Origin of the sequence: Candidatus Latescibacter sp. (genome assembly GCA_030692375.1) — a bacterium.
In the GTDB taxonomy this organism is placed as follows: domain Bacteria; phylum Latescibacterota; class Latescibacteria; order Latescibacterales; family Latescibacteraceae; genus JAUYCD01.
The window spans coordinates 1-12,152 of sequence record JAUYCD010000025.1 but is presented as its reverse complement, the minus strand read 5'-3'; the positions used below and the strand labels follow the sequence as shown (position 1 = coordinate 12,152).

Annotated in this window: 8 protein-coding genes, 1 pseudogene and 1 riboswitch; of the genes and pseudogenes, 5 read left to right on the top strand and 4 right to left on the bottom strand. The window is 51.5% G+C overall.

Annotated features, from left to right (window positions below):
- Positions 1-477: 477 nt before the first annotated feature.
- Positions 478-666: riboswitch (cobalamin riboswitch) on the top strand.
- Between the two features lie 105 nt (positions 667-771).
- The 3 genes from Q8O92_01755 to Q8O92_01745 all read left to right on the top strand — a co-directional run bounded on the left by Q8O92_01755 (position 772) and on the right by Q8O92_01745 (position 5,777).
- Positions 772-3,054: a TonB-dependent receptor gene (locus tag Q8O92_01755; protein ID MDP2982040.1), complete on the top strand. Its 2,283-nt coding sequence runs from the start codon at positions 772-774 to the stop codon at positions 3,052-3,054.
- Positions 3,055-3,449: 395 nt separating this feature from the next.
- Positions 3,450-4,826: a T9SS type A sorting domain-containing protein gene (locus tag Q8O92_01750; GenBank protein ID MDP2982039.1), complete on the top strand. Its 1,377-nt coding sequence runs from the start codon at positions 3,450-3,452 to the stop codon at positions 4,824-4,826.
- 48 nt (positions 4,827-4,874) lie between these two features.
- On the top strand, positions 4,875-5,777 hold the full coding sequence (locus tag Q8O92_01745; protein ID MDP2982038.1) for a helical backbone metal receptor: 903 nt from the start codon (positions 4,875-4,877) through the stop codon (positions 5,775-5,777).
- Positions 5,778-5,945: 168 nt separating this feature from the next.
- Here Q8O92_01745 and Q8O92_01740 read toward each other — a convergent pair whose 3' ends face one another.
- From Q8O92_01740 to Q8O92_01725, 4 genes and pseudogenes are all read right to left on the bottom strand, one after another.
- Entirely contained in the window at positions 5,946-6,881 is a 936-nt protein-coding gene (locus Q8O92_01740; protein MDP2982037.1) for a sugar phosphate nucleotidyltransferase, read from the bottom strand.
- Positions 6,882-7,397: 516 nt separating this feature from the next.
- Positions 7,398-7,685: pseudogene (locus Q8O92_01735) on the bottom strand (GHMP kinase).
- Positions 7,686-8,232: 547 nt separating this feature from the next.
- Positions 8,233-8,715, bottom strand: a complete 483-nt coding sequence (locus Q8O92_01730) for a hypothetical protein (protein MDP2982036.1) — start codon at positions 8,713-8,715, stop codon at positions 8,233-8,235.
- A 193-nt stretch (positions 8,716-8,908) separates the two neighbouring features.
- Positions 8,909-9,349: a GxxExxY protein gene (locus Q8O92_01725; GenBank protein ID MDP2982035.1), complete on the bottom strand. Its 441-nt coding sequence runs from the start codon at positions 9,347-9,349 to the stop codon at positions 8,909-8,911.
- Between the two features lie 622 nt (positions 9,350-9,971).
- On the opposite strand from Q8O92_01725, the gene Q8O92_01720 reads away from it, so the two are divergent.
- Both Q8O92_01720 and Q8O92_01715 read left to right on the top strand, forming a co-directional pair.
- Entirely contained in the window at positions 9,972-10,622 is a 651-nt protein-coding gene (locus Q8O92_01720) for a bifunctional 4-hydroxy-2-oxoglutarate aldolase/2-dehydro-3-deoxy-phosphogluconate aldolase (protein MDP2982034.1), read from the top strand.
- A 391-nt stretch (positions 10,623-11,013) separates the two neighbouring features.
- Positions 11,014-11,964, top strand: coding sequence for a tetratricopeptide repeat protein (locus tag Q8O92_01715; protein MDP2982033.1), 951 nt, complete (start codon positions 11,014-11,016; stop codon positions 11,962-11,964).
- Positions 11,965-12,152: the final 188 nt, after the last annotated feature.

The window sequence follows — 12,152 nt, the reverse complement described above, 5'->3', positions numbered from 1 at the left end:
TATCGAAGGGGGTAGAAAAAATGAAAGATAAAAAATGCTTGTGGCGAATTCTCCCCTTAACAAGGGGAGATGCCGACAGGCAGAGGGGATCAATCCCTTTAATGAAATGTGAAAAAACATTTTATGAATAATCCGGGTTAGATAAGGTTCATGATCATATATGTAGATGCCGAAACAAGTTCGGCATGACACGTGTCATCCTGAACTCGTTTCAGGATCTAAACGTGCAATCACAGAGCAATATTTTCAAAAATACTTACCAAATGACATAACCGGATTTCTTTTATTAAAAATATCAAGAGAGCAAAGTCTTTATCTCACCTTCATTACCTCTGATTCCCTCCAACTCAGGCTTTGCAGCAACGCCATGCATCATTATATAATCGCTCTTACAGCTTTGCATAATAGCATAATTGACAGAGAATCTCCAAGGAATTTCTGATAAAAACATTAATTCTATTGACTCAAACTTTTTTTTATAGTATTTTGTTACCGGGTTTGCTTTCAAAAAAGAAAGCATTTGGGAAAGCGGTGCAAATCCGCTGCGGACCCGCCGCTGTAACCGGCGACTGCTGCCGAATGAATGCCACTGTCGTTACGATGGGAAGGCTGGGCAGTCGGAATGACCCGGAAGCCAGAAGACCGACCCTCTACTCTTTCCAGAGTGGACAACTCCTTCGGGTTTATGAGGAGTGTCCCCTTTCCAAGGTGATAAACGGCACCCCGGTTCCTGATCAAGGACCGGGGATTTTTTTTGCCTAAGGGGAGTTCATGGTGCTTTTTCAATTCAGAAATACCCTTTATTGCATTGTACTTTCGATATTTATACTCGCTTCTGTATGCGCAGGTTCCCTGTTTTCGGAAGAGCCGCGTTATTCTTTGGAAGGGAAGGTTACCGACAGGACCGGAACTGCCATCCCCGGCGCTCTCGTGACTCTTATACCGGGGGCGATGAAGGATACCACCGACACAGCGGGTTTATTCCGCTTTGAGAAGGTGCCGGCCGGGAAATACACCCTCCTGGTCGTCATGTCCCGGCTGGGATTGGAGGACTATCGTCTGAATATCCGGCTTCCTCTCGCTGACCCGAAACCCCTGGCGGTGGTCATGAAGGAGCGGGTATACGAATCCGACGAAGTGGTGGTGGTTTCCCGCCCCGCGGAAGAAAGCGAAGCAGCCGCGAACAAACCGGCGATGATTGCGGTGGTGAAGCGGGCGGAATTCGAGGATCGGGCCAAAACAGTGGCCGATGTGATCATGGAAACGCCGGGCGCAGGTATCCAGACCATGGGAGGCCTGGGAGATTATACCGAAGTATCTCTCCGAGGCTCCAATTCCCAGCAGGTTCAGGTCTACATCGACGGTATGCTCCTGAACGAGGCTAACGGCGGCGCGGTGAACCTCTCCACCATTCCCCTTTCCCAGACCGAGCAGGTGGAAGTCTGGCGGAGCGGCGCCCCTGCCCAGTTCGGCGGCAGCGCTGCCGGCGGGGTGATCAATATCCGGACCCGGGATTTTCTCACGAGCAACCGGAATTTCAGTGTGGGATACGGCTCGTTCAATACAATGACCGTTCACTCGCTCGGGCAATTTCCGGCCGGCAAGGGTCAGATGCTTCTTTCCGGCGGATTTTCCTCCTCGAACAATGCCTTTCAGTTCAAGAGCGACAACGGCACTGCATATAATCCAGATGACGACTACTGGACAGTGCGTAAAAACGACGGATTCCGTGAAGGAAATCTCATGGGCAAGTACCGCGCTTTGATTGGCGCCGATATAATCCTTGATCTCTCCGAACATCTTCTCTCCAACCGTAAGGAACTCCCCGGCAGGGACATCGTCCAGAACTCCGGTGCATGGCTGGCGACTACCCGTAATCTCTTTCAGGCCCGGTTTACCCTGGGCCGCTTTTTCCATGACCGTCTGGAAGCCGAACCGAATCTCTATCACATCTATACCCGGGAACATTACTCCGACCTTTCAAATACTGTAGGATGGGGCTCCCAGGATAATTTCTACCGCACGAATACAGTCCGGTTCAACATTCCCTTCCTGTACCGTGCGGGCGGCCGCGGCGCTTTTACCCTGACACCGGGCGCCGACCATGAGTCATACCGCCCGGAGCAGCGCCTGCAAAGGACCATTCCCCTCTCCTGCGACCGTGAGCACTACTCCTTGACCCTTGACGCCTCGCTCCGGTTCATCCGGGAAAGGCTCGTTGTTACCTCTACTATCCAGAGAGAGCGTTTTCACAGCACGTTCGAGGGGCAGCCTTCATCGACGAATCCTGTGACCCCGAAATCTTCGCTCATCCTTCTGACCAGCAGCCAGGGGGGCGTACGGTTCGCGCTCTCTAAAAATCTTTCCGTCTCGGCAAACTATGGTGATGTGGGGAGGGCCCCCGGTTTCTACGAGCTCTTCGGGGACCGTGGAACCACCGTCTCCAATCCGGCTCTCCGTCCGGAACGCGCCGAACGGTGGGATTCCGGGATGAAATCTTCCTATGAAAATAACCGTCTTCCCCTCGGTTTCTCCCTGGAATACGCCTGGTTTCAGAACCGTTATCAGGATTTGATCCAGTGGTACACGAACGATGCGGGATTTCTCTTTCCGGCAAATGTCGCCAAATCATGGGTGAGGGGAACTGAGCTGGTTTTCAGCGGCCGGGCGGGAAATCATCTTTCCTGTTCGGGGAACTGGACCTTTCAGAAATCGAGGGTAACCGGGGAAACGAACCGGATTTATCGGGACAAGGAGCTTCCCAACCGGCCGGGGGATTACGGGAGCCTGAAAATGAAGTATGCACTCGGGCGGCTCGTTCCCTTCTGGTTTATGAACCACAAGGGGGCGTACTACCTTGACCGTGCGAACCAGCCCCACAAGCTCTATCCGGGGAGGACGATGCACGATATCGGGATCACTGTACCCTTCGACAAACTGCGGGTGAAAATGTCGTTCGATATAAAAAACGTGACCGATGTGCATACTTTCGACACCCAGGGAATGCCGCTCCCGGGGAGGTCGCTTTCCAGCACGGCGGAATGGGGGTTTTGAAAGATAACTCACCCTATAGTCCCCTCTCTTGCAAGCAAAAGAGGGGAAAACCCCATAGCATTTCTCAAACCATTTTTTATGAGACAAAAAGGGGATCAAGATGTGAATTTTTCCTACTAGTGTAAAGTCAATCAGATAATGTCTGGTGCTGGAGTTTCTTTTTTTTACCCCCTTAAAAAGGGGGTCGCCGCTCAAGCGGCGGGGGGATCTTTATTCGCTGGGAAGAAGAAATCCCCCCTGCCTTTGGCATCCCCCCTTGTTAAGGGGGGAATATGAATCCAACTTTATTGCATTGACTTAAACACTAGCTCAAGAATTCTTTCTTTGCGAACTTTGCGAGAAACAGCTTATCGAGCAACATCAAGTTTATATAACCCTTAGCAAAGGAGATCACCATGCGGATTATCGGTATTATTATCGGTTTTTTATGGTTGGCAAGCCTCGCGTTCGGCGGAACGACCGGAAAGATTATTTTGACCACATCAGACTACATATCCGGCAACACCGCCAGTTATGATATCGGGAAGGGGACGCTCTCCGACGGTCTCCTCGGCCATTTCCAGGACTCCTATGTCAAAACGTACGGACGGAATGTCTACATTATCGAGGGGGGAGACAACTCCAACATCATCAAGCTGGACATGGATAACCTGAAAACCCCCCTCTATCAGTACAGCACCGTCGCCGGCGCCAATCCCCATGACCTGGTATTCGTGCCCACAGCGAAATACCTGAAAGGATATGTGATAAGGTACGGCAAGCCTTCCATCTGGGTGGTGAATCTCGATGCGGCAAACTCGGCTTCTTTCAAGCTCGGAGAGATCGATATTTCCGCCTGGAATGATGCGGACGGCTCCCCGGAGGCGCACCTGGGGTACTATTACGGCGGATATGTGTATGTCGTCCTGCAGCGGTACGATCTGAAGGCGTACGCCGCCGGAACGGGAGTACTCATCAAGATCGATCCGGTCACCGATACGATTGTCGATCTCGACCCGAACACTCCGGGAATCCAGGGAGTCGATTTCATCAGAAAAAATCCGGTTGGCGGCGCCCTGGCGGGAAACCTACTCTACCTTGCAGGAACCACCTACGGTGCATCCGATGAAGGTGTATGGTCTGTTGACCTCGACAATCCGAAAAACGGGCAGCGGGTTGTCGCAGCCGAAAGCACGCTGGGAGGCTCAGCAGGGGGAATTTTTGTATTCGGCCCCGAATATGCTGTGGTAAATACCTATGATGCGAACTATAACATGGCGCCGCGCCCCATGAATCCTGCCACCGGGGCTTTCCTGCCGTCTCTCCCGGTTCCCGACTCCGGCGGCGGCATCGTTTCTGCCGGGGGGCTGCTCTACATCGGATCACGGGATAAAAAAAATCCCGCCCTTTATGTGGTGGATCCAAAGACCAATAAGGTGACCGCAGGCCCGTTTCCCACCAGCCTGCCTCCCCTGACCATGGCCTATGTGGACGGCGCAGTCAATACGGCAGTGAGGGAATCAGAGCCTGCTTCCTTTGCCATTTCCTCGGTCTACCCGAATCCGTTCAATCCCCGGACGACCATCGCTTTTACCCTGAACCGGGCGGCGGAAATATCTCTTGCCATCTATACTTCTACAGGTCAAAAAGCGGCTGAACTTGTCCGCTCGCCGCTGGAAGCGGGCAGGCACACCGTAGTATGGGATGCTTCGGGATATGCAACGGGGGTATATGTAGTGCGCCTGACTGACGGGAAACATTCCGTGTTTACAAAGTGCATGGTGATGAAGTAAACCCTCACCCCCCTGTGGTAGTGAGCGCGGGGGCAAGGAAAGTGAAATATGAACCGTACCTTATTCATTCTTATCCTGGTTTTCTGTGCTCTCCTTCTCACCGGCATCGGCTGTCGGAAAGGTGATGCTCCGGAGAGCGCTATCCCGGCGGGGAAAAACTATACCCGGATCATCTCACTTGCCCCCAGCATAACCGAAACGCTTTTCGCGCTCGGGCTGGGCGACCGGGTTATCGGAGTGACCAAATTCTGCAAGTATCCCCCGGAAGCCCGGGAAAAAGCGCAGGTCGGGGGATTCTTCGATCCCAACTACGAGGCGGTGGTCACCCTGAAACCCGATCTGGTGATCCTCCTCCCCGAACACGAGCAGGCGCGGAAATACCTTGAAAATCTGGGAATCGCCACCCTGGTGGTGCACAACCGGGTGATTGGTGAAATCCTCGATACTATTACTGTAATCGGGAAAACCTGCGGAGCGGAGAAAGAAGCTGAGAGAATCGTCCGGGATATCGAGTCGAGAAAGGGCGCTGTGCAAAAGAAAACCGCAGGTCGGGAAAGAAGAAGGGTGATTGTGGCGGTGGGGAGGACTGCCGGTGCACTGGATCAGGTCTTCATCGCCGGGCCGAACACCTTCTATGACGAACTGATCGCGCTTGCCGGGGGGACGAACGCTTACCGGGGATACCCGATCCCCTACCCGGAGGTCTCAGGCGAGGGGATGCTCCGGCTCGATCCGGAAATCATCCTTGACCTTCTGCCCGAGCTTGCCGAACAGGGTCATAGCGAAGCTGCCGCCCGCAGCGACTGGAATAAAATCCATGAGTTGAGCGCGGTAAAAAATAGAAAGGTGTATATTTTAACCGCGGACTACGCGGTGATTCCCGGCCCGCGATTCATACAAACTCTCGAGGAGATGGCGCGGATCATTCATCCGGAGGTTGAGTGGAAATGATCTTGCTCTAAACGCTGTCCTGCCGAACTTGTTTCGGTATCTATCTTTTTGACAGGATTTACAAGATTTACAGGATGGTCTCTCTTGTTTTTCCAAATCTTGTAAATCATGTCAATCATGTCAATTTTTCTTTTTTCTTTCTTTGCGCTCATTGCGAGAGGCAATCTTTTATTCTGTCTTCTGACTTCTGACTCCTGTATTCCTTTTTTTACTGTATTCTACAATCGTATTAAGGTATGCTTCCGGCTGCCCGATATCGAACGCTTTTCCCCGAACCAGATAGCCTTTGAGGCCGTCCTCCTGACGGAGCCTGTCGATGCTGGAGGTAAGCTGGAACTCCCCGCGCTCACGGATATTGCGCGAAATTTTCTCTCCCAGGCAGTCGAAAATCTGCGGTTTGAGTATGTACTGCCCGAAAAGGGTCAGAAAGCGGTCTTCCTCCATGCCCTCAACCTGCAGGCGCTCGCGGGCGTATTCGATTTCCGGCTTTTCGGTGATTTCGGTAACATTCAGGAGCGAATCCGCCTCGTCCCAGACTCCGGTGACGCAGCCGAAATTCCCGATCTCCGCTGCCGGGGAAACTTTGAGGCCGACTATGCTCTGGTTATTACGCGTGAATGCTTCCATGAGCTGGCGCGCGCAGGAAGACTCATTTTCAGAGATGTAGAGGTGATCGCCGAGAAGGAGAAGGAACGGCTCGCTGCCAACCCATTCACGGGCGCAATAGACCGCATGGCCGAATCCCTCCTGGATGTCCTGGATGATGAAGGTCACCCGGTGGCCGACCTCGCGGAGGTATTCGCAGTACTTCTGGCTGGCTTTGGACAGCTTGTTGAAATTCTCGATACGGAGCGGGGTATGGAGAAAATCCTCGAATATCTCACGGTCGCTTTCCTGGACGATGAGGGCGATCTCCTCGATTCCTGCGCTCAGGGCTTCCTCGATGATGGCCAGGATGGCCGGTTTGGCGCGGCCCTCGGAGTCGATGACCGGGAACAGCTCTTTCTTTATGGCTTTTGTCGCGGGGAAGAGACGGGTTCCGAAACCGGCGGCGGGAATCACCGCTTTCCGTACCCCGCGGCTCGCCTGAATGGTCAGTTCCATGCAGGACATTCCCAGGTCGCGCTCGATGATCTCGATGGCCTTCTTCTGGCTTGCCTCGTCACGGACGATGAACTGGGCGGTGCCGTCGCCCTGCGATCCCACTCCCTTGCCGCCGAATATGTACGGCTGCAAGGGGACGTACGAGAGCATCCGGTGCAGCATCGGGGCGGTAAGCTGGGAAGGGCATGCCGGCTGGAGATGATGGTCGAATTCCGCCTGGGCTTCGGTCGTGAGCGCTCCCAGACGTTCGGCGTCTCCTGCTTTCAGGGCGTCGAAAGCTTCGTGGGTAATACGGGCGCTGATCGGTCCTAGGTAGGTCTGAACCTGTTTCTGGAGCTCGTTTTCGGCGAACGGATAACACTGGTTCAACCGGCTCAGTATCTCCCTGGTATCCTTTCCGGCGCCGAGATCGACAATAACATAGAAAAGGTCGCGGGGTACGGACAGCTCCTTCACCTCGATCCGGTCGCCGTCGAAAATCATCATGACCGGACGGTTGCCGTAGGCGCAGCCCTGATCCATGCGCCCGCACCGCGAAGGGGTGGTGATTTCGCCCAGGTAGGCGTATTCCATCTCTCCCCGGACGGTCATTTTCAGGTCGTAGATGCGATTGAAAGCGCGGGCCACCAATACACAGATGGCGGCGCTCGATGAAAGCCCCTTTTTTATGGGCAGATCGGTCAGGTAATTATTGATTTCGAGGCCGCGCACCCGGTAATGGGTGAGAATCTGGTAGGCCACCCCGGCGGCGTAGCTGAAAAAACTCCCCTTCTCGGCTTCTTCAAGAAGCGCCCCGGTGACCATCGGGATCTCGAACGGCCCCCGGACTGCTCCGTCGTTCAGCGTGGTGGTGAGGATCAGCTTGCCCGGATGCGGTTTCACCTCGGCATGGATGCCCTGATTGGTGCCAACAATGAGCGTATACCCCCGCTCCAGGTCCGCATTGATGCGGCGGTATCCGCCCGCCCAGTCGCTGTGTTCCCCGAAGAGGCAGATTCGCCCCGGCACAAATAGCTTCATGAAGTTCCCCTTTATGCTGTTTTTGTTCAGTTGGGAAGATTATAATGCAGAACGAGGGGAAATACAACGGGAAAGCGGAGAAAACTAAGGTGGGATACAAAGACGATCCCCCTGTCACCTTCGGTGACATCCCCCTTGCTTCGGACAGGGGGGATCCTACCCCGCAGCAAGCTGCGAGGAATTCTGTCATTAAGGTTTTATCACCGCCCGTATTTTACTTCCGAACCTGTCCAGATCATCCAGAACGTCATTGATAGCCTGAGCATCGAGCGGAACCGTACAGGTTCTATCAATCTGACAGCTTTCATGGTATCCGGTATTCCCTTTCCTGCTATCGAACCAGATGGCTGATTGTATAAAAAGCCGCAAGAATCACCGATATCTCGATGAGCACGGAAAATGCTGCCCTTTTTTTGGTGATATTCATTTCGGCTGCTCTCCTGACGGTGGAGAAGATGGCGACACCTGTGAACAAAGCGGCGATCAGGGCAGAGACAACTATGATGACGGCGGGAGGAGGAGTCGGAGTTGGAACAGGGGCTGCGGCGAGGCGGGCGCCGGCGGCGATGGATGCCGCCGCGAGGGCGATAATGATAGCAATTGCCACTGCGGCGGCGGCGCTGATGGCGGCGGCCAATGCCTCGCAGGTAGGTATGAACAGTGCAGCCACGACCACCGCGATACCTGATGCTAAAGCTGCGGATTTAAAATTACCCGTCCAAAATAGGGTAACTCCATAAAAAAGCGTTGAAACAAGAATCGAAATTATTTCCGTACGGTAAAGCGTGTGTATGTTCCTGATAAAATTGATCATGATGTGTCTCGTTTATTAAGCAGGATGCAACCGATTATTCTTTTGGGCTGATAGATGCTGAAACGGTTGCTAAAAGATGCGCTGCGCTTTCATCGTTCCCGCAAAGCGGCAACAAGTTCAGCATGACCTATGAACTATACCGGCGCAGGAGTAAGCCTCTCAATGAGCAGAAGAGGGGAGGTTTGGATTCATTTTAATTTCCACCATTGTCTGAACACGATTTCGGGATTACCGGATTAACAGGATTGGGAACAACCAGATTTTTATTGTAAACTCTTTTGAACTCCAGGCTTTTTCCGCCAAAATTTATCAGTAGCCCGTCGGCAATATTGTATGCTTCGCAATAGTTGATAGCCTGGGCTTTATGCACATCTTCAAGTTTTTCTATTGCTTTCAATTCAACCATCACTGCATTTTCTACGAAGAAATCGACCCGCCTTGTGCCAATATGCATTTCCCGATAAAAAATCGGCATTTCCTTTTCGCGCTCAAATGATAATCCTTGGAATTGCATTTCTATTGCTAATGCTCGTTGGTAAATAACCTCTTGAAAACCATTTCCGAGCGTTGAATGAACTTTCATTGCGCAGCCGATAATCTTATGTGTCAATTCGCTTATTGTAGTGTTTTCCATCTTATTTCTTCATTGTCTGAACATGATTACGGAAATTGTCTGAACATGGAGCCAATTGCAAAAGTCGTTTTTATACTTTAAAAAGGCAAATTGTTAATTTTAGCCCCCTAACCCTCGGTCCCTTTCCCCCCGAAGGGGGGCAAGGGAAGTCGTTGCTCCACAGTCTTTTCCTGCCACCTTCAGGGGGAAGGATGTCCAAAGGACAGGAAGGGGGCTGCGTAAAATAATCTCGACTTTTGCAATTAGCTCCATGATACGGGATTTCTTGATTACCAAGATTGAATTTGCACTCTTATCATTCTTCTATAGTTTCAATCGTGTCCATCCTGCAATCCTTTTAATCGTGTTCAGACATTTACCCTCACTTCTCCGCTCATCAACTTCGGCAAGAGAGTATCACGGAGCTTTTCGATTGTGCGGGATTTGAGTCTTAGACATATTCATCTCCAGTTTAAATTACTCTTCTCTATAATTAGGGTCAGGATCTTGCCGGAAGCAAATCATTTTTCTATCACCTTTCCATTGTTATACTCCGTTTAAATTGTATTATATTTCATAGAAGCGTATTTTTAAACAAATACATACACAGAAATCATTATCATTTTCACAAGGAGGCCTTTTCATGTCCATGCTCGACCGTATCGTAGAATCCGGAATTGTAGCGGCCATCAGGGCCGACAGCTCCGAACGTCTGATCGAGGTTGCCGCAGCGCTTGAGGCCGGGGGCGCAAAATTCATCGAAGTAACTATGAACACCCCGAATGCGCTCAAAATAGTCGAAGCCTTGTCGGAAAAAATGCGCGGCAGGGTCGGCGTGGGGGTCGGCACCGTTCTCGACCCGGAAACAGCCCGGGCTGCCATCCTGGCCGGGGCGGAATACATTGTTACTCCCACTCTCAACCTGAAAGTCATCGAGATGGCGAAACGGTATTCCAAGCTCATATTCCCCGGCGCGTTTACTCCCACCGAAATACTCACCGCCTGGGAAGCCGGCGCGGATATGGTGAAAGTATTCCCGGCGAGCGTGTTGGGACCCGGTTACCTTAAGGATATCCACGGTCCCCTGCCGCACATCAGACTCATGCCGGTGGGGGGCGTCTCGGTGGAAAACTGCGGCGAATTCATCAGGGCCGGCGCCTCCGCGGTTACAGCCGCGAGCTGCATCGCCCCGAAAAAAGACATCGCCGAAGGCAACTGGGAGAAAATCTCCGGCCTGGCACGGCAGATGATCGCCAATATTCAGGCTGCAAGAAAAAATAAAAAGACTGTCTGAACCATGATTCGCATGATTCAATGATTATCCTGATTTAACAAAAATACATCGCGGTCATCCTTGAAACCTATATAATTATACTGGTTTAGATTCAATACAGTTCATTTTACCACGAAAATCACGAAATTTCCCTTTTGATAAAATCATTTTTTGTGCCTTTCGTGTGGTTCGTGGTTTATAAATCTTGTACTTTTTCGTTAAAGTGAACCGTATTGGGGATAAAATGACATAATCGAAAATAATATGCACATTCATGAGGGCAGGGTGCAAACCATTTTAAAAATACTTTTCGTTCTTCCATCACCGTGATAGTATATTATTGAGGCGAGGCATCCGCAGGCAGAAAGCCGGGAAACCGCAGCCGATTTTTCATGTTCCGTGAAAGGCCGAAATGAAGTTTATAAGAATTCTTTTTCTTCCGTTACTTTTCGTTATACTTGCTGTCCCCGCTTTCAGCGCATCAAAAAAAGGGAATGCTGAAGCACTCAAGCTTCAGGGCAACGAACTCTATCGTAAAGGGAATTTCGACGGCGCAATCGAAATGTTCCTAAAATCAGTCGCCGCCGATTCGGCCTATTCGGATTCTTACCACAACCTGGGGCTTGCATACTACGAGAAGGGGGATTATGCCAAGTCCATCGACAATCTCCGATGGTCCGTAAAGCTCGACCATAAATTCGCCAAGGCGTTCAACAGCCTGGGTAATGCCTATATGGCTGTCGCCGAATATGACAGCGCGAAGGCAAGCTACATCCGCTCAATTGCGCTTGATCCAAAAGTATCCCAGAAACATGTCAATCTGGGCAACGCCATGTATGGTCTCGGAGATGTTGACGGCGCTGTGGCGGAGTATCGAAAAGCAATCGGTCTTGACCGTAAAAACGCCTCTGTATATAACAACCTGGGGGTGGCTCTGCAGAAAAAGGGAGATTTTAAAGAGGCGGAAAAAAGTTACAATGAAGCTATAAGGCTGGACGATGAATACTCTGCGGCTTTCAGCAATCTCGGGACTCTCATTTTCGATGAAGGCCGCGGCGATGCCTTGAAAGCGGTAAAATACCTGAATAAAGCAATGGAGCTGAATCCGAAAGATGTGCCGGCGCTTTATAACCTGGGTCTGGCGCTCATGAAAGGCGGCGATCTTGCCAACGCGCTCTCCTACCTCTTGAAAGCGGTGGAAATCTCGCCGGCAGACGCAGATATTCAATATGCGCTGGGAATGGTCTTTGTTGGCAACAAATCGATGAATGACGCCGCGAAAAGATTTCAGGAAGCCCTGAAGATCAATCCGGGATATAAAAATGCCCAGGCTGCACTTGATAAGCTCCAGAAAAAACCTTGAAGGTAAAATACTAGTGTAAAGTCAATCAGATAATGTCTGGTGCTGGAGTTTCTTTTTTTTACCCCCTTAAAAAGGGGGTCGCCGTTCAAGCGGCGGGGGGATCTATATTCACTGGGAAGAAGAAATCCCCCCTGCCTTTGGCATCCCCCCTTGTTAAGACGAGGGCGACAAAAGGATAATATTGACAT

Coding starts and splice junctions, on each gene's coding strand:
- Q8O92_01715 (MDP2982033.1), top strand. CDS start 11,014: ATGAAGTTTATAAGAATTCTTTTTCTTCCGTTACTTTTCGTTATACTT.
- Q8O92_01720 (MDP2982034.1), top strand. CDS start 9,972: ATGTCCATGCTCGACCGTATCGTAGAATCCGGAATTGTAGCGGCCATC.
- Q8O92_01755 (MDP2982040.1), top strand. CDS start 772: ATGGTGCTTTTTCAATTCAGAAATACCCTTTATTGCATTGTACTTTCG.
- Q8O92_01745 (MDP2982038.1), top strand. CDS start 4,875: ATGAACCGTACCTTATTCATTCTTATCCTGGTTTTCTGTGCTCTCCTT.
- Q8O92_01750 (MDP2982039.1), top strand. CDS start 3,450: ATGCGGATTATCGGTATTATTATCGGTTTTTTATGGTTGGCAAGCCTC.
- Q8O92_01740 (MDP2982037.1), bottom strand. CDS start 6,881: ATGGAACTGACCATTCAGGCGAGCCGCGGGGTACGGAAAGCGGTGATT.
- Q8O92_01730 (MDP2982036.1), bottom strand. CDS start 8,715: ATGATCAATTTTATCAGGAACATACACACGCTTTACCGTACGGAAATA.
- Q8O92_01725 (MDP2982035.1), bottom strand. CDS start 9,349: ATGGAAAACACTACAATAAGCGAATTGACACATAAGATTATCGGCTGC.